The 20,622-nt window shown below is 65.0% G+C and carries 17 protein-coding genes and 1 pseudogene; 12 read left to right on the top strand and 6 right to left on the bottom strand.

What is annotated here, in order from left to right; genetic code table 11:
- Positions 1-139 precede the first annotated feature (139 nt).
- Positions 140-2,515, bottom strand: coding sequence for an LPS-assembly protein LptD (locus ELY13_RS09395; protein WP_126173663.1), 2,376 nt, complete (start codon positions 2,513-2,515; stop codon positions 140-142).
- A gap of 98 nt (positions 2,516-2,613) precedes the next feature.
- On the opposite strand from ELY13_RS09395, the gene ELY13_RS09390 reads away from it, so the two are divergent.
- From ELY13_RS09390 to ndk, 3 genes are all read left to right on the top strand, one after another.
- Complete coding sequence (locus ELY13_RS09390) at positions 2,614-4,074, top strand: leucyl aminopeptidase (RefSeq protein ID WP_126173662.1); 1,461 nt, start codon at positions 2,614-2,616, stop codon at positions 4,072-4,074.
- Positions 4,075-4,077: 3 nt separating this feature from the next.
- The gene (locus tag ELY13_RS09385; protein ID WP_126173661.1) at positions 4,078-4,518 is read left to right on the top strand and encodes a DNA polymerase III subunit chi; all 441 of its coding nucleotides are present in this window, start codon (positions 4,078-4,080) and stop codon (positions 4,516-4,518) included.
- A gap of 98 nt (positions 4,519-4,616) precedes the next feature.
- A complete protein-coding gene (ndk, locus tag ELY13_RS09380) occupies positions 4,617-5,039 on the top strand; it encodes a nucleoside-diphosphate kinase (RefSeq protein WP_126173660.1) in 423 nt (140 codons plus the stop codon).
- A gap of 101 nt (positions 5,040-5,140) precedes the next feature.
- Here the strand turns inward: ndk and purN are convergent.
- A pseudogene (gene purN / locus ELY13_RS09375) lies at positions 5,141-5,707 on the bottom strand (phosphoribosylglycinamide formyltransferase); the annotation flags it as partial.
- Positions 5,708-5,829: 122 nt separating this feature from the next.
- Between purN and ELY13_RS09370 the strand changes: the two are divergent.
- On the top strand, positions 5,830-6,897 hold the full coding sequence (locus ELY13_RS09370) for an AI-2E family transporter (RefSeq protein WP_126173658.1): 1,068 nt from the start codon (positions 5,830-5,832) through the stop codon (positions 6,895-6,897).
- Here the strand turns inward: ELY13_RS09370 and purM are convergent.
- Positions 6,885-7,991 (bottom strand): phosphoribosylformylglycinamidine cyclo-ligase, encoded by a 1,107-nt coding sequence (purM, locus tag ELY13_RS09365; RefSeq protein ID WP_126173657.1) that lies wholly within the window; start codon positions 7,989-7,991, stop codon positions 6,885-6,887. The genes ELY13_RS09370 and purM overlap by 13 nt on opposite strands.
- Before the next feature lie 82 nt (positions 7,992-8,073).
- Here purM and ELY13_RS09360 point away from each other — a divergent pair, with 82 nt between their 5' ends.
- Genes ELY13_RS09360 through ELY13_RS09345 form a run of 4 tightly spaced genes read left to right on the top strand, consistent with a single transcriptional unit; the run spans position 8,074 to position 11,015 of the window.
- Complete coding sequence (locus ELY13_RS09360; RefSeq protein ID WP_126173656.1) at positions 8,074-9,327, top strand: SPOR domain-containing protein; 1,254 nt, start codon at positions 8,074-8,076, stop codon at positions 9,325-9,327.
- Positions 9,327-9,950: an HdaA/DnaA family protein gene (locus tag ELY13_RS09355; protein WP_126173655.1), complete on the top strand. Its 624-nt coding sequence runs from the start codon at positions 9,327-9,329 to the stop codon at positions 9,948-9,950. The genes ELY13_RS09360 and ELY13_RS09355 overlap by 1 nt, the downstream gene beginning before the upstream one ends.
- A 28-nt stretch (positions 9,951-9,978) precedes the next feature.
- On the top strand, positions 9,979-10,674 hold the full coding sequence (gene epsC, locus ELY13_RS09350) for a serine O-acetyltransferase EpsC (RefSeq protein ID WP_126173654.1): 696 nt from the start codon (positions 9,979-9,981) through the stop codon (positions 10,672-10,674).
- Entirely contained in the window at positions 10,671-11,015 is a 345-nt protein-coding gene (locus ELY13_RS09345) for a DUF2794 domain-containing protein (RefSeq protein ID WP_241233620.1), read from the top strand. The genes epsC and ELY13_RS09345 overlap by 4 nt, the downstream gene beginning before the upstream one ends.
- Here ELY13_RS09345 and ELY13_RS09340 read toward each other — a convergent pair.
- Both ELY13_RS09340 and ELY13_RS09335 read right to left on the bottom strand, forming a co-directional pair.
- Positions 11,012-11,917: an SDR family NAD(P)-dependent oxidoreductase gene (locus tag ELY13_RS09340; RefSeq protein ID WP_126173652.1), complete on the bottom strand. Its 906-nt coding sequence runs from the start codon at positions 11,915-11,917 to the stop codon at positions 11,012-11,014. The two genes, ELY13_RS09345 and ELY13_RS09340, sit on opposite strands and share 4 nt — an antisense overlap.
- A 16-nt stretch (positions 11,918-11,933) precedes the next feature.
- Positions 11,934-12,608, bottom strand: coding sequence for an HAD-IA family hydrolase (locus ELY13_RS09335; protein ID WP_126173651.1), 675 nt, complete (start codon positions 12,606-12,608; stop codon positions 11,934-11,936).
- A 61-nt stretch (positions 12,609-12,669) separates the two neighbouring features.
- On the opposite strand from ELY13_RS09335, the gene glmU reads away from it, so the two are divergent.
- Both glmU and glmS read left to right on the top strand, forming a co-directional pair.
- Positions 12,670-14,031, top strand: coding sequence for a bifunctional UDP-N-acetylglucosamine diphosphorylase/glucosamine-1-phosphate N-acetyltransferase GlmU (gene glmU / locus ELY13_RS09330; RefSeq protein WP_126173650.1), 1,362 nt, complete (start codon positions 12,670-12,672; stop codon positions 14,029-14,031).
- Positions 14,032-14,173: 142 nt separating this feature from the next.
- Complete coding sequence (gene glmS, locus ELY13_RS09325; protein WP_126173649.1) at positions 14,174-15,997, top strand: glutamine--fructose-6-phosphate transaminase (isomerizing); 1,824 nt, start codon at positions 14,174-14,176, stop codon at positions 15,995-15,997.
- A 635-nt stretch (positions 15,998-16,632) separates the two neighbouring features.
- Here glmS and ELY13_RS09320 read toward each other — a convergent pair.
- Entirely contained in the window at positions 16,633-17,388 is a 756-nt protein-coding gene (locus ELY13_RS09320; RefSeq protein WP_126173648.1) for a Crp/Fnr family transcriptional regulator, read from the bottom strand.
- Between the two features lie 365 nt (positions 17,389-17,753).
- Between ELY13_RS09320 and ELY13_RS09315 the strand changes: the two genes are divergently transcribed.
- Together ELY13_RS09315 and ELY13_RS09310 are read left to right on the top strand one after the other, a co-directional pair.
- Positions 17,754-18,497, top strand: a complete 744-nt coding sequence (locus ELY13_RS09315) for a Crp/Fnr family transcriptional regulator (protein WP_164549758.1) — start codon at positions 17,754-17,756, stop codon at positions 18,495-18,497.
- 222 nt (positions 18,498-18,719) lie between these two features.
- A complete protein-coding gene (locus ELY13_RS09310; protein ID WP_126173646.1) occupies positions 18,720-20,402 on the top strand; it encodes a sensor domain-containing protein in 1,683 nt (560 codons plus the stop codon).
- The last annotated feature ends 220 nt before the right edge of the window (positions 20,403-20,622 follow it).

Below are 20,622 nucleotides of genomic sequence, written 5' to 3'. Positions count from 1 at the left end.
ATTCATTCGCTGCGGCTTCGCCAGAAACGGCTGAACCGAAGCTGAGCGCATGGCTGCGCGGCCGATAGCGCCTTTGCGTCTTTCTGCCAATGTTCGCGTCGGCAGGGGCTCGGTGGCGGCGGGAAGAGGCGCTGCCTGTCTAGCGGAACCCCAGGTTGCGCAGCGCGAAATAAAGCTGGAAGCTGTTGCCCTGCTGCGCGTCGGCGACGCTGATGTAGTCGCGCCGCCAGGTCGCCCCGAATTCCAGGCAATCGTCGGCATAGCCGATTCCCAGCCGCGTCCTCAGCGGTTCGAACCCGGAGGACGTGAAGGTCGGGTCTTCCTCCCGGTCGGTAAGGTTGATGACCGCAGAACCAAAAACTGACCAGTACTGGGCGAAGGCCACGCGTCCGGCGGCACGCAGTTCCTCCCGGTCCTGCAGGTCCTCGAAGCTGGTATCGATATCGCGGTTTAGCCTCAGGTAGCCTACTTCCACGTAGGTGCGGTCCGTGCCGACCGCCGCGTCGACCTCGTTGCGGCGAACCGCGAACGTGTCCTTGTCGAGCCGGAAACGGTGGGTGAACCGCACGAAATCGCGATAGCGGACCTGCGTCCGTCCGACCCAGTCGGAAAATTGCTCGCTAAGCCCGGTTCCGTCAAAGAACAGGCTTGGCTTGTCGGTCAGGCGATAGGATTGGCCGACAGTGCTTTTGACTTGCCATCCGGGCCGCTGGAACAGCCAGTCGACGCCGTAGGTGGCGCGCGTCCCGCCCTCTACCCGGTCGTAGCCGGGGAAGCGGTTGAGCGCGAACAGGTTACTGTCCTCCAGCTCGATGGCTCGTGAATCCTCGTTGGGGATCGCCAGGTTGCGGATCGGCGGACTGGCCACCAGCTGGATGCGGGGCGTCAGCACCTGCGTTCCGCCCAGCAGGCTGCCGACCAGCGGCCATTCCACGTCTACTGCCCCGATCGCGATGCCGCGCGCCTGCCAGCCCGGCAGTCCGCGGTACTGCGGCGTGGCGAGCGTCGCGTTTTCATCCGAATGATAGACATCGCCGCGCAGCAGAGCGGTAAAGGTGAGTTCTTGCCCCCAGCGAGTGATCCGCCGCCGATCCCACTGCATCCGGGCGAAGGCGCGCTGGGTGTCCATGCCGTCCACCCGAGTCAGCGCCAGTGTGTTCAGCTGCAGTTCCGCGCGCCCGCCGAGCAGCGGGTCCTCAATCCGGCGGCGGTAATCGATCACCGGGAGGGCGATCGGCACCATCCCCTGCTCATCGTCCGTCAGCAGCACCTGGGTCGCCCACCCGGCGACCGAGAGGTAGGAATCCTCGTCGATCCGCTCGATGTTGAAGGTGGAGCGAATCCGGTCATCGCGGCTGATGTCGTAACGGCGGAGGAAGGTCCGGTCGCTCGCCAGACGGGCGGACGCGGTCACGGTCCAGTTGGGGTCGAGGATGAACTTCCCGTTGGCGAACAAATAGCCGCGCCATCCTTCTTCCGGCAGGCTGAGTTCGCTGTTGACGGGAATCCGGCTCCCGCGGGTGAGGTACCCGGTGATCTGATAGGCGCCGAGCTCGGTAAGCTCCCGGTACTGAGCCGACACCATCGGCTGCGCCTCGGTATAAACGAAACCGGACACGGTCAGGTCGCGGTCGGGGTCGAGCCGCCAGTAATAGCTGCCGTTTATTTCCAGCCCGTTCGAAGCGGTAAGCCCGATGCTGGGGATCAGCAGGCCCGAATTGGCTTGTCCGCCCAATGCCGCCGCAAACCCGGGCAGCGGCAGGATGCGCTGGCCGAACACTTCAAGGAACGCGCCCCTGAAGCGCACGCGTTCCGCAACCGGATCGTAGATCACCCGGTCGGCGGTGATCCGCCAGCTCGGGTCCTTCGGGCACCCTGCGGCGGTTTCGACCGCGCACGCCGAATAGACTGCGGTTTCCAGCACGACTTGCCCGGCATCGTTGCGCCGGCCTTCCTCCGCCGCGAGCCGCCCGCCTGCACGCATGGCGAGCAGCAGGTTGCTCATCGTGCCGGCCCTTAGCTCGTCGGTCAGTTCCAGCCGGTCCGTGAACAACTGGTTGCCGTCCTCGTCCACGAAACGCACGGTGCCGGTGGCGACGATCTGGCCGGTCTGGCGATCCCAGGTCACGGCATCGGCGCGAACCGACTGATCCCCCGATCGCAGCACGACATCGCCGGATGCAGTCACCACGTCGCTGTCGCTATCGAAGTCGAGCTGGTTCGCCTCGAAGGCGATGTCCCGCGTCCCGTCGGCGTCGGTGATCGCTTCGGTTCCGGGCGGCGCCACGATGGCATTGGGAAAGCCCGGCTGCTCGTCCCCGGTGAATACCGGATCGCGCGGCGCGGGCAGGCGAACGGGAGGATCGGCCGGCTCCACGCCCGGTGGTGCGCCCTGCTGGGCATAGCTTGCGACGGGCCAGCAGCCGATCGCCAGCGCGGCCAGGGCTGCGCCCAGACGGATGCGGCGCAAGCAGGGATTCGAAGCTTGCAGCGGGGACTGCCGGGTGGGGAGCATGGCTTGCCTATCGCACTGCCCGCGCCTAACTGCAACGGCAGCAATTCCCGCGCGAAAGGGCGCCCGTCGCGGCGCCTGTCCTTTTCACCGGAGACACCATGCAGATCAGCTTTCGTTCCGCCCCCGATACCGCATCCTTCCGGCTTGTTGCCCGGATTGCCGAGCAGGACCAGCTGCCCGGCGGCCTTGAACCGGCCGCCGCGCAGGGCGCCAGCGCCGCTCGCTTTACCGGCAAGGCCGGGCAGGTGTTCGAAACTTTCGTTGAGCGGGACGGAACGGTCGTGCGGCTGGCGCTGGTCGGCGTCGGCAAGCCGGGAGAGGACCGCTCCGCCTCCCTTGAGAAAGCGGGTGCGGCGCTGACCGCAAAGTACCTGACCTCGGGTGAGGACGCGCTCGCACTCGACCTGACGGGTGCTAACCTGCAGCCGGAAGACGTCGCCTCGCTGCTTCTAGGGCTTCGGCTGCGCGGCTGGCGGCATGACGCCTATCGCACCCGGCTGACGGACGAACAGAAGATCAGCCTGAAGCAGATCACCGTGATCGGCGCGCCTGAAGGCAGCGAACAAGTCTGGGCAACCGAACAAGCGGTCGCCGCCGGGGTGGAGTTCACCCGCACGCTCGTCGCCGAACCGGCCAACATCATCTATCCGGAAAGCTTCGTCGAACGCTGCCAGCAGCAGTTCGAAGGCACCGGCGCGCAGCTGGTCGTGCTGGGTGAGGATGAAATGCGGGAACTGGGCATGGGCGCGCTGCTGGGCGTCAGCCAGGGTTCGGTGCGCGAGGCGCGGCTGCTTGCGATCAAGTGGATGGGCGGGGCCCAGGATAACAAGCCGACCGTATTCGTCGGCAAGGGCGTGACGTTCGACACTGGCGGCATATCCATCAAGCCAGCTGGCGGGATGGAAGACATGAAGTGGGACATGGGCGGGGCTGGTGCCGTTGCCGGCGCAATGCTCACCCTGGCTACCCGCAAGGCGAAGGCCAACGTCATCGGCGTGTGCGGACTGGTGGAGAACATGCCGGACGGCAACGCCCAGCGTCCCGGCGACGTCGTCACCACGATGTCGGGCCAGACGGTGGAAGTGATCAACACCGATGCCGAAGGGCGGCTGGTGCTGTGCGATGCGATCACCTGGGTGCAGCAGGAATTCACGCCCGCAGCGATCGTCGATCTCGCCACCCTGACCGGCGCGATGATCATCGCGCTCGGCCATGAACACGGCGGTCTGTTCTCGAACAACGACGGTCTGGCCGACAAGCTGACCGCGGCCGGCAAGGCGAGCGGGGACAAGCTGTGGCGCTTCCCGCTCAGCCCGGCTTACGACAAGCTGATCGACAGCCCGATCGCCGACATGAAGAACGTCGGTCCGCGCTGGGCCGGGTCGATCACGGCCGCGCAGTATATCCAGCGCTTTGTCGAGAACGGCACGCCGTGGGCCCATCTCGACATCGCGGGCATGGTCTGGGCGGACAAGCCGGGCGCGACGTGGGACAAGGGCGCGACCGGTTTCGGCGTGCGGCTGGTCGACCGCTTCGTGCGCGACAACCTGGAGGCGTAGGCGCTGGAACGAGTCGGCTTCTATCTGTCGGGCGAAAAACCTGTCGAACAGGTCGTTCCGCTGATCGCCCGTGCGGCGAAGCGGGCAGGGGAACGGCTGCTGGTCGTCGCCCGGCAGGAAGAACGGCTCGATTCGCTGGACAAGGCGCTGTGGGAACAGTGCCCGGAGGACTTCCTGGCGCACGGCAGGGCGGGACAGCCGCACTCCGCGCGCCAGCCGCTGCTGCTGTCCGACAAGTGCGAGGCGGAAAACGGTGCGCGGCTGATCGCGCTGGCCGATGGGGAATGGCGGGACGAGGCCGAAGGGTTCGACCGGGTGCTGCTGTTCTTTGAGGACGCGGGGCGCGAGGCAGCCAGGGAGACCTGGCGCCGTTTCAGCGACCGGCAGGATATCCGCCGCGAATTCTATGAATTCCAGGACGGCAAGTGGGTGCACAAGGCCTGAAACCGGCGCGTTGGCCGCGTTGCCGGGGCTTCAGCCTTGCGCGCTTCCGGCTGTGCGGCTAGCGCGCGCCCGTTGCCAATCTCGCAAGGAACGTCCCCATGGCGGTTACCCGCACCTTCTCGATCATCAAGCCCGACGCCACGCGTCGCAACCTGACCGGCGCCGTCACCAAGATGCTGGAAGACGCCGGCCTGCGTGTCGTCGCGTCGAAGCGCATCCAAATGACTCGCGAACAAGCGGAAGGCTTCTACGCCGTCCACAAGGAACGCCCCTTCTTCGGTGAACTGGTCGAGTTCATGATCAGCGGCCCAGTCGTCGTCCAGGTCCTGGAAGGCGAGGACGCGGTGAAGCGCAATCGCGACGTGATGGGCGCCACCAACCCGGCCGATGCTGCCGAAGGCACGATCCGCAAGAGCTATGCCGAAAGCATCGAGGCGAACTCGGTCCACGGTTCGGACAGCGAAGAAAACGCGAAGATCGAAATCGACTACTTCTTCAAGCCGGAAGAGATCGTCGGCTGATCGCTCTTTCCCGGTAGTAGGCAAAGGGCCGTCCTTCGGGGCGGCCCTATTCATTTGTCTGCCTCTGATGGGCCGGACGATCAGCCGGCGCTGGACCGGTGCGTGATGTAATCGGCCACCGCGCGGGGGTAGAGCTGATATTCGGCCAGCCGCACCCGGTCGCCCAGCATCTGGGCGCTTTCGCCCGCGATGATCGGAACGGGGAACTGGGCCAGGATCGGCCCTTCGTCCAGCCCGGCGGTGACGAGATGCACGCTGCACCCGGCGTGGCTTTCGCCTGCGTCGATTGCCCGCTGGTGGGTGTCCAGCCCCTTGTACTTGGGCAGCAGGGAAGGGTGCGTGTTGAACATCCGGCCCTCCCACTTCGCCACGAAGCCGGGGGAGAGGATGCGCATGTATCCGCACAAGGCGACATGGTCCGCGCCTGCTTCGCGCAAGGCGGCGTCCATCACCGCATCGTGATCCTCCCGGGCCATGCCCCTGTGGCTGCGAGCGAACGTCGGAACCCCTTCGGCCTCGGCAATCCGTAGCCCGCGCGCATCGGGCAGGTTGCTGGCCGCCAGCACGATCTCATAAGGGCAGCCTGGCAAGCGCGAGGCATAAAGCAGCGCCGCCATCGTCGTCCCCTGGCCGGACAGCATGACCGCGAGCCGCGCCTTTTTGGCCATTACCAAGTCTTCCTTCTCGTCTTTGCCGGGAACGCGCGGGCTGGTGAGCCGTCATCTGTCTCGCGCGGGAGTCCCCCGCGTCTAACGGGCTCTATTCATGCCCGCAACTCGGATGGGAATGCATGCAGCCAGTCCTTCAGCCTCCGCCCGAGGACAAGCCCTACCTTCGGCGGCTCGGCTGGACGATCGCCGTTGCGGCGCTGCTGCTGGTAATCTGGCGCGCAACCGATCTGCTGCTGCTGGCCTTCGGATCGGTGCTCGGCGCGGTGATCTTTCGTACCGTGGCGGGCTTGCTGCGGCGCGCGGGCTTGCGCAACGAACCGATTGCCCTCGCCTTTTCCATCGTGCTGGTTCTGGCCGCGTTCGGGGCGATTGCCTGGCTGATCACGGTTCAGTTCGGAGACCAGGTGTTCAGCCTGCTGTCGGACTTGCCCCAGGTGATCCAGTCGCTGCAAGCGCAGCTGGCGGGTTCTCCAGTCGGGGCCGCGCTGGTCAGCGCCCTTGAAGCGGCGGCCGGGGGATCCACGTTCGCCGACGTGCTGGGCGACCTGATAACGGGCGCCGGGCAGATCCTGCTCAACTTCCTGATCGTCCTGATCGGGGCGATCTTCCTGGCGGTCCATCCCGAACCCTATCTTGCCGGGATCGTCCTGTTGACGCCGCCCAAGGCCCGCGCAGCGATGCGGCGCGCTCTGAACGAAATCTCGCTCGCCCTGCGGCTGTGGTTGCAGGCCCAGTTGATCCAGATGGCCAGCATGGGCCTGCTGGTCGCCGCGGGGTTGTGGTTCGTCGGACTCGACAGCTGGGCCGCGCTGGGTTTGTTGGCCGGGATTTCCGAATTCGTGCCGTATGTCGGACCCGCGATCGCGATGCTGCCCGCCTTGGCGATCGCGGCGACGCAAGGCGGCAACCTGCTGTGGGAGACGCTGCTGGTCTACCTGGTCGTCCGGCTGGTGCAGACGAACCTTGTCACCCCGAACGTCACCGGTCAGGTGATCAGCATTCCCCCGGCGTTGACGCTGTTCGTGATCCTGGGAGTCGGGGCAGTATTCGGCATCTACGGCCTGTTCTTTTCCGCCGCCCTGCTGGTCGTCGCGTTCGTCGGGGTGCGGGAGCTTTACCTGCGGGATACCCTGGGCGAGGATATCGAGGGAGTGCCGCGCAAGGAAACCGAAGATCAGGCGCCGTGAACGGCTTCCCATGCCGTGGGGGATGACCAGTTGCCCGCCGCTCCGCGCACGGTGCAGCCCCGTTCCCCGGCAACGATTTCACCGATGCGGAATACGGTCTCGCCCGCTTGCGCCAGTTCGGCGGAGACCTCTTCGGCAAGATCGGGGATCACGGCCAGGACCATGCCGATCCCGCAGTTGAATGTCCGCGCCATTTCCTGCGGGGCGATGTCTCCCTGTTCCTGCAGGAAGGCCATGAGGCCGGGCTGGCTCCAGGTGTCGGCATCGATCACGGCGTGCGCGCCCGCAGGCAGAACCCGGGGCACGTTTTCCAGCAGGCCGCCGCCGGTGATATGAGCCAGCGCGTCGATCTTCCCCGCCCGAATCGTCGGCAGCAGCGAACGGACGTAGATCCGGGTCGGCTCCATCAGCGCATCGATCAGCCGGCGCCCGGAATCGAACGGTGCGGCTTCCTCCAGCTGCCAGTTCTTGTCCGAAGCCAGCCGGCGGACCAGCGAATAGCCGTTGGAGTGCACGCCGGAACTGGCGATGCCCAGCAGCACGTGGCCGGGCGCAACCCGCTCTCCGGTCAACTGCTGCCCGCGCTCCACCGCGCCGACGCAGAAGCCGGCCAGATCGTAATCACCCGCAGCGTACATCCCGGGCATTTCAGCCGTTTCGCCGCCGATCAGCGCGCAGTTGGCGATCTGGCAGCCTCGAGCGATCCCGGCGATCACGCGCTCCGCCACGCGATTTTCCAGCTTTCCGGTGGCGAAGTAATCGAGGAAAAACAGCGGCTCCGCCCCTTGCACGATCAGGTCGTTGACGCACATCGCCACCAGATCGATGCCGACGGTGTCGTGTCCGTCATGTTCTATGGCGAGCTTGAGCTTGGTTCCGACTCCGTCGTTGGCAGCGACCAGCAGGGGATCGGCGTACCCGGCGGCCTTCGGGTCGAAGAACCCGCCGAACCCGCCGATCTCGCCGTCCGCGCCAGCACGGCGAGTCGCCTTGACGAGAGGGCCGATTGCCTTGACCAGCGCGTTGCCGGCATCGATCGAGACCCCCGCCTGAGCGTAGGTGTAGGGGCCGGAAGTGCGGTTTTCAGAAGCCATAAGAACGCCCTTTAGTCTTTCGTGCTTGGATTTCCACTCGCCATTGGGCAAAAGGCCGGCGATTTCTCTGATGAACAGCTCCATGATCCCTCTCCGCCGCCCGGCTAGTCCGCTTTCGGGCCTCGCCCTCCTTATCGTCCTGGCATTCCTGCTGATCGCGGGCGTGGTCTGGGCACAGGTGGCGGGTGACCGCGGTATTCCGCCGATCGCCAGCAGCACCGACATCCAGGTGACCGGTATTCACGTGAACGTCGAAGGGGACAGCCCCCAGGACGCGCGCGAAAAGGGCTGGCGTGAAGCCCAGATCCTGGCGTGGAAGAAGGCCGGTGGACCTGACCTGCCTGATGAGCGAATCGAATCGATGGCGGCGGCCGTCGTGGTTGAACAGGAGCAGATCGGTCCGCGCCGCTACATTGCCGATCTGGGCGTGATCTTTGACCATACCCGGGCCGGCGGACTGCTGGGCGGGGAAGGCGAGATTCGCCGCTCTCCCCCATTGCTGACCTTGCCGGAACTGTACGCCGGCGGGACGCAGACCATGTTCGAGGAACGCAACCCGTGGCAGCGCGCCTGGGCGGAATTCCAGGCCGGGCGCAGCGCGATCGATTATGTCCGCCCAACCGGGGCTGGTGGCGAATCGCTGTTGCTGACGGCGGGACAGACCGACCGGCGCAGCCGCTTGTGGTGGAATGAAATCCTCGACCAGTTCGGCGCGGCTGACGTGATCATGCCGGTCGCCCACTTGCGCTGGGAATGGCCGGGCGGCCCCGTCACGGGTGAATTTACCGCCCGCTATGGCCCGGATCATCGGTACCTCGGGTCGTTCACCCTTCAGGCTCCCAACCAGCGGCAGGTTGGCCCGATGCTGGAGCAGGCAGTGCGGCGGCTCGATGCGATCTATGCGCGGGCGTTCCAGGATGGCCGTCTCGAACCGGATCCGACGCTGGCGACTATCGAGCAGGTGAAGCTTGATCCGGAAATCCAGGCCTTGATCGAACAAGGCCGCAGGGCGGAGGAAGCGCCCGTGCGCGCTGCTCCGCGACCGGCTCCTGCGTCAACTCCGGCGCCCCAGCCGACACCGTCCACGCCCGAACCGCAGGCCACCGGCTTCACCATTCAGTTCGCCACGCCAGATTCCGCGTCGGTTGAGGCGGCGCTGGCCTCGATCCGCGGGGCCCCGGGCGTCCAAGGCGTGGCCACGACCAATGTTGCGGTCGGCGGCACGTCGACGATGCGGGTGACCTTTGGTGGCGACTTGTCCGGCCTGATCGCGGCGCTGCGCTCTCGCGGGTGGAGCGTGGGCCAGACCGGAAACGGCCTCTACGCCACTCGCTGATGTCGTCTCAGATCGCCTTGCCGATCACGCGCGGGCCGGAGGCGGACCCGGCGCGGATCGTGGTCGGCAGCGCGAACGCCCACATCGCCGAAGCCTTGGCGCAGCCGGATCGCTGGCCTTTTCGCACCGCGGTCCTCACTGGTCCTGCGCGCTCCGGCAAATCGCTGCTCGCTCGCTGGTTTGCGCTAAGCGGAAAGGGGGAGGCGGCGGACGATGCCCTGCCTTGCGCCGAGGTCGCGGAAGCCGACTTGTTCCATCGCTGGAATCGGGCGCAGGAAAGCGGGACGCCGCTGCTGATCGTCGCGAGCGAGGGGCCGTCTGCGATTGCACTGCCGGATCTCCGGTCTCGGCTGGGGGCGGCGCTGCACCTCGAGATCGGCTTGCCTGACGATGCGATGGCGCAGGACCTGGTCCTGGCGATGGCGGAACAGCGCGGGTTGACGTTGGGAGAGGAAGCCGCGACCTATCTCGTGCCGCGCGCGGAACGGTCCTTCGCGCAACTGGAAAAGCTGGTCGATGCGGTCGACCGGCTCAGCCTGGAACGAAAAGCGCCTCCCACGCTTGCGATCTGGAGAGCTGCGCTTGAAGCCGTCGAGGGCCCCCGGGCACCAACCTTGCTTTGATCCGGCTTTGGTGAAAGACTGACAGGGCATGTGGAACCAGCTGATCAGCTATCTGGATTCAGTTCGTGCGCGTGATCCCGCGCCGCGATCCCGCTGGGAAATCCTGCTGTACCCCGGTGTCTGGGCCCTGTTCCTCCACCGGATCGCGCACTGGCTGTTCAACGGCCATCTCTATTTTCTTGCCCGGGTGGTGAACCACGTGTCGCGCTGGTTGACCGCGATCGACATCCATCCGGGTGCGCGGATCGGGAAGAACTTCTTCCTCGATCACGGCTTTACGGTGATCGGGGAAACGGCCGAGATCGGCGACAACGTGACCATTTATCAATGCGTCACACTGGGCGGCAGCAATCCGACGAACGGCCGGCCCGGAAAGCGGCACCCGACGTTGCGTGACAACGTCATCATCGGATCGGGCGCGCAGATCATCGGACCGATCGTCGTTGGGGAACGGGCGCGGGTCGGTGCCAACGCTGTGGTGACGGACGACGTACCGGAAGGCGCGACGATGATCGGCCTGAAGGCGCGATCCACCCTGGTTCCTGCGGAAACCTGGCTGCGCGAGTTCATCCCCTACGGCACCCCGTGCGACGAGCCGTGCGAACCCGGCAGCGGCGAAAAGGTCGAAGCGCTCCAGCGCGAAGTCGAAGCCTTGCGAGCCGAGCTCCACGCCTTGCGAGCCGAACTTGTGGCCGCACCCAAGAAGTGCGGCACGGATCAGTGACGGGTCCCAACGTCGTCGCATTCCCCCGGGCCGCACCGCAGCAGGTCGGGTTCGAGCGCATCGAGTTGCTGCGAATCCTCGATCTTTACGGACGAATGGTCGCGGCCGGAGAATGGCGCGACTACGCGATGGATTTCACGCGGGATTGCGCCAGCTTTGCCGCGTTTCGCCGCACGGCCGAAGTGCCGCAGATGCGGGTCGAGAAACGCCCCGCGCTGCGCAACCGACAGGGCATGTGGACCTTGTTCGGGGAACAGGGGCAGGTGCTGAAGCGGGGGCATGAACTGGCCGGGGTACTCGCCCCGGTCGAACGGCGCCTGGTGAAAGTGGTGGACAGCTAGCCCTTGCCGCCCGGCAGGGCGCCAAGGATGATGTCGCTTTGTTCGAAGCCGGTCTCCGGCACGACGGTGTCCTGCCGCCGCGCGATCGCCGGCCACTGGCTGGCAAATCCCTCCACCGTCATTTCCTCGTCAGCCAAAGTCACGGGCCGATTCATGGTGATCCAGGCCGAATGGAAGGCGCCTGCACCCGCGCCGACGATTGCGCCGCTGGGCGCATCCTCGCTGACCAGGAACAAGGCGGCGGGCACGACCTTTTCCGGCGTGAACCGGTCAAAGGCTTCGTCCGGCAAGATGTCTTCGGTCATCCGCGTGGCGGCGAGCGGGGCCAGTGCGTTGACGCGGATGTCGTACTTCGCGCCTTCGAGATGCAGCGTCTTGGCCAATCCCACGAGGCCGAGCTTGGCGGCCGCGTAGTTTGCCTGCCCGAAGTTGCCGAACAGACCGCTGGAACTGGTCGTCACCAGCACCCGCCCGTATCCCTGTTCCCGCATCAACGGCCAGACCGCGCGGGCGGCGTTGGCGGAGCCGACAAGGTGGGTGCGCAGGACAAATTCGAAATCCGCCATGTCCATCTTGGCAAAGCTCTTGTCCCGCAGCACCCCGGCGTTATTGACCAGCACGTGCACCGCGCCCCACCGCTCCCGCGCGGCGGCGACCATCGCCTCCATCTGGTCTAACTCGGTGACGGAGGCGCCGCTCGCCATCGCTTGGCCGCCGGCGCGCGCGATTTCCTCAACGACGGCGGCAGCGGTATCCGATGCACCGGTCCCGTCGCGCGAGGTGCCGAGATCGTTCACCACCACCCGCGCCCCGCGCCGCGCCAGTTCCAGCGCATAGGCGCGGCCCAGCCCGGCTCCGGCCCCGGTTACGATGGCGACGCGGTCACGGAAGGAAATCGTCATCAAGGGTTCTCCTGGGTCAGCCGAGGCGACGAAGCGCCGGCAGAAGATCGTCGAAACGGTCGACCACTGCGTCCGCGCCAAGATCCTGCGCCGGGACGTCGTTGTATCCGAAGCTGAGCGCGATCACCGGTATGCCCGCGGCCTTCGCCGCCAGCACGTCGTAAGTCGAATCGCCCACAAAGGCGAACGTGCCGCCGCCGCAGCGCGCTTGCGCTTCGGCGATCATGTCGCCTTTCGGCTTCGCCCTGTCCGGGCCAAGCGTATCGCCGCCAAGCACGACGTCGAAGCGGTCGAGCATATCGAGGCCGGTCAGCAGCTTGCGGGCCAGATGCTCGATCTTGTTGGTTGCGACTGCCAGGCGGCAGCCGTGCGCGGCCAGCGCGTCGAGAGCTTCAAGGCAGCCGGGGTAGGGCACCGTGTGATCGGCGATGTGCGCTTCGTAATAGAACAGCATGGTGTCGTAGAGCTGCTCGAACGTCTCTTCATCGAGCGGGCCGCCGGTCAATTCCGTTGCGCGCAGCAGCATCTTGCGGGTCCCGCCGCCGATCAGCCGGCGCGTGGCATCCTGCGAGATCGTGGCTCGGCCTGCCAACGCCAGCGCGTGATTGATTGCCGGGGCGAGGTCGCGGTTGCTGTCGACCAGCGTGCCGTCGAGATCGAAGCCGATTGCGGTGAAGGGAAACCGATCCATGGCCATGCCCGATGCCCGAGCCGTATGGAAACCGCAACCGATTGGTGGCAAAGCCTCCGACATGAACGACACAGCCCGACCGATCGCCGCCGTGATTCTTGCTGCCGGCAAGGGCACCCGCATGCGCAGCGCACGCCACAAGGTCCTGCACCCGATTGCGGGGCGCCCGATGGTCGAGCACCTGCTCCAGAGCGCCGGAGAACTGGCGCCCGAACGCACGATCATGATCGTCGGCGACGGGCGCGACCAGCTGGAGGCGCAGCTGGGAAAGCGCGCTGAGCTGGTCCTGCAGGAACCGCAGCTCGGCACCGGCCACGCGGTCCAGCAAGCGGAAGGCGCGCTTGCCGGCTTCGCGGGCGACGTGCTGATCCTTTATGGCGACGTGCCCTTCGTCACGGCCTCAACCATGCGCGCAATGATTGACCGCCTGCACGCCGAAGACGCACCAGCAGTCGTCGTGCTCGGCTTCGAGCCGGAAGACGCCCTGCAGTACGGACGGATCATCGCGGATGACGGACGCATCCGGCGGATGGTGGAATACAAGGATGCCTCGGAAGAAGAACGTGCCTGCCGGCTGTGCAATTCCGGGCTGATGGCGGTAAAGGCGGAACGGCTGTTTGACCTGCTGGGCAAGGTGGGCACCGATAACGCGCAAGGCGAATACTACCTGGTCGACATCGTCAACGTCGCCCACGCCGAAGGAGCGCTGTCGGCGGTCGTCACCACTGACAACGGGAACGAGGTCGCCGGGATCAACTCCCGCATGGAACTGGCCGATGCCGAAACGCGCTGGCAGCAGGCCCGCCGCAAGCAGGCGATGGTGGATGGCGCCAGCCTGGTCGCTCCGGACACGGTGTTCTTTTCCTGGGACACGCAGATCGGCCGCGACGTGACGATAGAGCCCAACGTCGTGTTCGGGCCGGGCGTCACGGTGGCGGATAACGCTACGATCCGTGCGTTCTCCCACCTTGAAGGGGCGACCGTCGGCGAAAGCGTCGAAGTCGGCCCCTATGCTCGGCTGCGGCCGGGTGCGGTGCTGGAGGAAGGCGCCAAGGTCGGCAACTTCGTCGAGGTCAAGAAGGCGACCATCGGAAAGGGCGCCAAGGCCAGTCACCTCAGCTATATCGGTGATGCGAGCGTCGGGGCGGGCGCCAACATCGGGGCCGGGACGATCACCTGCAACTACGATGGCTATTTCAAGCACCGCACGGAAATCGGCCCGCGGGCGTTCATCGGATCGAACAGCGCGCTGATCGCTCCGGTCAAGATCGGCGCGGATTCGATCGTTGCGGCAGGCAGCGCCGTCAGCCGCGACGTCGCCGATGGAGAACTGCGAATGGTCCGGGCGGAACAGCTGGTGAAGCCTGGCTGGGCCGACCGTTTTCACGACGCGATGAAGCGGAAGAAGGCGGCCAAGGACTAAGGCGGCGGCGCTGCGGACGGTCCCCATTTGCTCCGCCGCCTTGCGCAGGGCGAGCGGCGGCTCATATACCTGTTACCATTCGGGAATTCCTGTGGCTGCGGCTGCGTGAAGTTCCCTGCATCAGATTTGAGGAAGAACGTTCATGTGCGGCATCATCGGCATCGTCGGCAGGGAAGAAGTTGCGGAGCGGCTGCTCGATGGGCTCAAGCGGATGGAGTACCGCGGCTATGACAGCGCCGGGATCTGTACGCTCCACGATGGAGACCTGGTCCGCTGCCGGGCAGAGGGCAAGCTGTCCAACCTGACGCGGGAACTGGCTACCAGTCCGACCCCCGGCGAAGTCGGCATCGCCCATACCCGCTGGGCCACCCACGGCGCCCCGACCGAATGCAACGCGCACCCGCATGCCACCGATGAAGTGGCGCTGGTCCACAACGGCATCATCGAGAACTTTCGTTCCTTGCGCGATGGGCTGACCAAGCGCGGCCGCACGTTCGAAAGCGAGACGGACAGCGAGGTCGTGGCTCACTTGATCTCCGAACAAGTCGAAGCCGGAAAATCACCTGAAGATGCGGTGAAGGCGGTCCTCCCGCAGCTGCGCGGCGCCTTTGCGCTGGCGATTGCCTTTCGTGACCATCCCGACATGCTGATCGGTTCGCGGCGCGGGTCTCCACTGGTAGTGGGCTTCGGCGACGGAGAGATCTATCTTGGCTCCGACGCACTGGCGCTCGCCCCGCTGACGCAGAAGATCGCCTATCTCGACGAAGGCGACTGGGTCGTCGTCACGCGCGACAGCGCCACCATCTACGACAAGGACAACAACCGAGTAGAGCGGGAAATCTCCACCTCCGGCGCTTCGGCTGCGGCGATCGAGAAGGGCAACTATCGCCACTTCATGCAGAAGGAGATCTTCGAACAGCCGACCGTGGTGGCGCAGACGCTCAATTCCTACGTCCGCCCGCTGGAGCAGCAGGTCGCCTTGCCGCAGATGGACTTCGATATCTCGGCAATCAGCCGGGTGACGATCGTCGCGTGCGGCACCAGCTACTACGCCGGACTGGTGGCGAAGTACTGGTTTGAGCAATTCGCCCGCCTCCCGGTCGACATCGATGTCGCCAGCGAGTTCCGCTACCGCGAGCCGGTGCTTGAACCCGGTGGGCTGGCGCTGTTCATTTCCCAGAGCGGCGAAACGGCCGACACCTTGGCCGCACTCCGTCACTGCAAGGAGGAAGGGCAGACCATTGCCGTCGTCGTCAACGTGCCCACCAGCACGATGGCGCGGGAAGCCGATCTGCTGCTGCCGACCCACGCCGGGCCGGAGATCGGGGTCGCCTCTACCAAGGCGTTCACGTGCCAGCTTGCGGTGCTCGCCGCTCTGGCCGCACACTTCGCGGTGAAGCGCGGACGGCTGGATCGGGAGCAGGAAGCCGAGATCGTCAGCCACTTGCTTGAAGCGCCGGCTTGCCTGAACGCGGCGCTCAACCACGATGCGGAAATCGCCGCGATGGCGCACTTGATCGCCCCGGCGCGCGATGTGCTCTACCTCGGGCGCGGGGCGGATTATCCGCTGGCGCTGGAAGGCGCACTGAAGCTGAAGGAAATCAGCTACATCCATGCCGAAGGCTATGCCGCTGGCGAGATGAAGCATGGACCGATCGCGCTGATCGACGAAGCCGTGCCGGTCGTCGTACTCGCACCATCAGGCCCGCTGTTCGAAAAAACCGTTTCCAACATGCAGGAAGTGCGGGCCCGAGGCGGCAAGATCGTGCTGATTTCCGACCGAGAGGGGCTGGAAGAAGCGGGCGAGGGATGTCTGGCGACGATCGAGATGCCGCGAGTCCACCCGCTGATCGCTCCCCTGGTCTACGCCGTGCCGGTGCAACTGCTCGCCTATCATACGGCTTGCGTGAAGGGCACGGATGTCGATCAACCGCGTAATCTGGCGAAGTCTGTCACCGTGGAATAAGCTCAGGACTGCGGTCACCAAGGCTGAATGAAATCGTGGCGACCCAACAGGGTCGTGCCGGTTTCGGGAGGAGCGTACCGACGGTTGAACGCGTAGAGGTGCAGGCCCTGAGCTGGCCGACACGTCAGCGATGCCTCCGTGTCCGCCCCTCAGCTGCCTGCGCAGGCGCCGCTCACCCGACCGGCGCGGGGCGCGACCCTGTGGGTATCGTGAGGCCGAGCGTCGCAACCGCCTTTCTCAGCTCGCCCCTCGCGACCGGCTTGCGGATAATGGCACTGCCGCAATCGGGTGTCTCAACCTCCTCCGGGTTGCTGACGATGTAGACGGTCGGAACCGGTCGCTCCGCGCAGATGCATTTCACGGCCTCCACGCCGGTGCCGCGCATCAGGCGGACGCTTGCGGTGATGAGGTCCGGCCACTGCCGCCTTGAGGCGGTTATGGCGCCGTCCTAGGTCGCTGCCGTGTCGAACGAGGTCAACCCGAGATCGCGAAGCTCTTCCTCCAGCATCATCGCTATCAGGGGCTGGGGCTCGATTATGAGAGCGTGCATCCCGCTCCTCCGCGTACGTCCTTGCCGCGCCCGCTCCGGATGGTTGCTGGACTCCCGGGGACCAGCGCGCCGCCCGGCGGCGTGCTCAAGTAGCGGCTGGGACGCATGATCCCGCCCTTGCGATCTCCAGATATTCGCTCCTGAAATCGGCGACTTCGGTCATGCGGTCCCAGTCGCAGGTCAAAGGCACGCCCTTGCGAACGTCGCCGATCACGCCGTCCTTCCTGAGATCCCGAAGCACCCGGTTGATGTGGACGGCTGTCAGTCCGGTCGCTTCGGCCAGCTGCTCCTGCGTCAGGGCGATCTGATAGCCTCTCTTTATCCCCGTGGCGGCCCTTTCCTGCTTCACCGCAAGTTCGCACAGCAGGTGCGCGACACGGCTGCGGGCGTCACGGGCGCCGAGGTTCACCGTCCACTCCCGCTGGATCGATGCCTCCAGCAGCGTCTCCAGCCAGATGGCGCGGGCGGCATCGGGATGCCCTGCAACAAGTTCGTCTATGGCAGCCCCTGCTACGAAGGCCGCCTTCACCGGAGAGAGCGTCTGCGCATCGTGATCCGTGCGCGCGACGAAGCCGTTCTGGAGGCCGACGCCGTCCCCCCTCATGTGAATCGCGACGATCTGGCGCTTGCCGTTCCCGGCGATCTTCGCCGTCGCGACATAGCCGGAAAGAACGATGCAGCAGTCCGGCGCGGCTTCGCCTTCCAGATAGAGGTATTCGCCTTTTTGCAGTTCGCTGACCGTGTGCGGCAGAGCAAGTATTGCGGCGCGAGCGTCCGCGGAAAGAGGCGAGTGCCGCTCCAGCTTGTCAACGAAGAGCGAAAGGGGGGTAGCTGCAGTCAAGGATCACCATCGGGAGCGCCGTGTAAGTCGGGGGGGGGGGGCAGGCTGTTGCAGAGAGATGCGCGCCGACCTGCGGATGAGCTAAGCCAGGTTCATCACGCGGAGAAGACTATGTGCGGCAGCGTACATTCAGGTAGTCCGCTGCCGTTTACTCCGCTTTACCTTCTGCTCGCGCGCCGGTTCGCACTTCGGGGCCGCATCTTCGAGGCAGTCCACGGCGCGGCGGAGATGTTCCTGAAAGGTTCCTTGCAGCAGGGGTTTCGTTCTGTGGCTGGCAACCTATATGACCGAAATCGCCTGCCATTTTCAGGGCTCAGGCGGCTGAGAGATAATCCATGCTCCCGCCCCAACTTGGAAGCGGCTGCATGTCTCCTTCTCAAGCGACTACGTCCAATTTGCTCCTGCGTTCGCTCTCCAGCGACGACTATGCCCTTCTCGAGCCGCATTTCGTGCGAACCGAGCTTGCGGTGGGCGATATCTTTTTCGATCGGCATCGGCCGATCGAACAGGTTCACTTTATCGAGAACGGCGTGGGCTCCATCGTCTCTGACGGGGACGGGGATCAGATCGAGACCGGAATTTTCGGGCGCGACGGGATGACTGGCATTCCCGTGATCCTGCATGCCGGCGAAACGCCGCAAAGGTCATTCCTGCAGATCGGGAAGGGCATCGCCTGGACGCTGTCTTCCGAGCAGTTGCTCCGCGCCTTCGACTCCAGCGTGACCTTGCGCACCGTTCTGCTGCGCTACGTCCAGGCCATGAACGTTCAGGCCGGGTCGACCGCGGCATCCAACGCGCACTATGCCCTTCCTGAGCGGCTCGCGCGCTGGCTCCTCATGTGTCACGACCGCATCGATGGGGACCAGATGGAGCTGACCCACCAGTTCATGTCCATCATGCTTGCGGTCCGCCGTTCAGGCGTGACCGTTACCCTGCACACGCTTGAGGGTACAGGGGCGATCCGGGCCTCGCGCGGCCTCATTCACATCGCCGATCGGGCCCGCCTCGAAGAGATCGCTGGGGAGAGCTACGGCGAACCTGAAAGGGAGTACCGGCGGCTTATCGGCCCGTTCGGGAAGGGAGCGCACGGTGCGGCTGCCGTGAGGTGACGCCGGGCGATCCGGAACGTCTGCACTTGCATGCGCGCGTTCGGAAAGCAGCCATTCCGCTGGGAGCGGTGAGACACTGCGGGGCAAGGTGTGCGCCATCCGATTTGGGGGGGGGGGCGTCAGCCTGCTGCCCGACGGTAGCGACCGATCCGTAGAATCCCGGAAAGCCACCAGCGCGCCGTTCATGCATACGGCCCAGGGCAGATTCTGGGGTGCTGTTTGATGGTTGGACGAGATATCGGGATTAGAAGCCTGGGTGATATCCAGGATCTGATTGACGTGATTCCGAACCCGGTGTTTGTGAAAGACCGGAATCACTCCATCGTTCTGATCAATAAAGGTGCCTGCTCCTTCTTCGGGTACTCCAGGGATGTACTTCTAAAGCTTGGCGATCACGCTCTCTTCCCTGAGGATCAGGTTAAAGTATTCCATGAGGCTGATGACCGGGTTTTTAACTCCGGTGAAATCGACGAGGTCGAGGAGCAGATAACCGATGCTTCCCGCAATGTACGCACCGTCATCACTCGCAAGCAGAGAATCACGCTTGATGGGCAGGACTTCATTGTCGCAGCCATCACCGATGTAACCGCCTACAGAGAGGCAGAAGCGCACAGCCGCTATCTTGCCTTCCATGACGTGCTGACCGGACTGCCAAATCGCGCACTGCTCAATGAACGTATCGACCAGGTTTTGCTGCGGATGCCCCGGGACACGACGGGATCTGCTCTGATCTATGTGGATCTGGACCGTTTCAAGGAGGTCAACGATACATACGGCCATCAGGCCGGAGATGAACTGGTTCGCCAGTTTGCAGCCCGACTAGGCGCGATAGTCCGCGCATCCGACACGGCGGCCCGGCTGGGGGGCGACGAATTCGCCATTCTTCTTCAGGGCACCAGCGACAGCTTTCGAGCGGCCGATGTGTGCCAGCGCATCCTCGCTGAGGCAGCACTTCCGTTCGAACTTGAAGATGGGCAGGCGCATGTCAGTGCATCCATCGGCATGGTCGAATGGACGAGCGACCGGGTCAGCCGGGTTGAGCTGCACCAACGCGCCGACATGGCGCTTTACCAGGCAAAGCGGGAAGGGCGCGCCTGCTTCCGGATCTTCAGTGAGGCGCTGAATGCCGATATGCAAAAGAGACGGCTACTTGAGAGCGAACTGCGGCAAGCGCTCGCGTCGGGGCAAGAGCTGGAAATGGAATATCAGCCTTTGTTCGCGACGCGGGGTGAGCACCTTGTCGCGTTCGAGGCACTGGTGCGATGGAAGCACCCGCGCCTTGGAGTGCTGCAGCCAGCTGATTTCTTCGACGTTGCTGAAGAGTCGGGTCTGATCTTGCCGCTTGGCGAATGGGTGCTCGACCGTGCCTGCCAGACGTTGTTCGACTGGCCACAGGTCGCGCTTGCCATCCATCTCTCGCCCTCTCAGCTCGGCAGCGACCGGGTGGTTGAGCGGGTCCTGGCAATTCTGGAACGAACCGGGTTCGAGGCGGAAAGGCTGCAGCTCGAAGTGACCGAGCACACGATTCTCGACCTGCGAGCGGTTGAGAAACTCAAGCAGCTTCGAGCGACCGGCATCAAGATCGTGCTGAAAGACTTCGGCACGGGGTATTCGAGCCTGTCATATCTTCAGAAGCTGAACATCGACAAGGTCAAGATCGACCGCTCCTTTGTGCAGGATCTCGCAAACCTGCAGGAGTCGAAGGCGATCATCAAAGCCGTTGCGAGGCTGGGCCGTTCGCTGGGGGTGGCTGTAACTGCAGAAGGCGTCGAAACCGAAGCGCAACGCGCGTTCCTCCGCTCGCTTGGATGCGCGGAACTGCAAGGTCACCTTCTTTCCCGTCCGTTGGAAGAGGAAGCAGCCCTGGCGCTTCTCCAGCAGTTGAGCGCCGATCGAGCCGCCTAGGCTGCTGCGCGGAAGATCTTGGGCTCGCGGGCTGTGCCGAATGAACGCTGGTTTCGAGCGATCCGGCCGGAGTGCCTGCGGTCGTGGACATATCCCGTTTCGAGACTTGCTACCTCCTGCGACCTTCCTAAGCTGCCTGCAAATGGGAGAGAGCGTATGAAGAAGAACATCGGGCGCGTGCTGCGGCACGCGGTGCTGCCGCTTGCGGCTGGGCTCCTGC

The organism is Altericroceibacterium xinjiangense (assembly GCF_003958635.1).
Taxonomy (GTDB): Bacteria; Pseudomonadota; Alphaproteobacteria; order Sphingomonadales; family Sphingomonadaceae; genus Altericroceibacterium_A; species Altericroceibacterium_A xinjiangense.
This window is presented reverse-complemented; position numbering and strand designations above follow the sequence as displayed.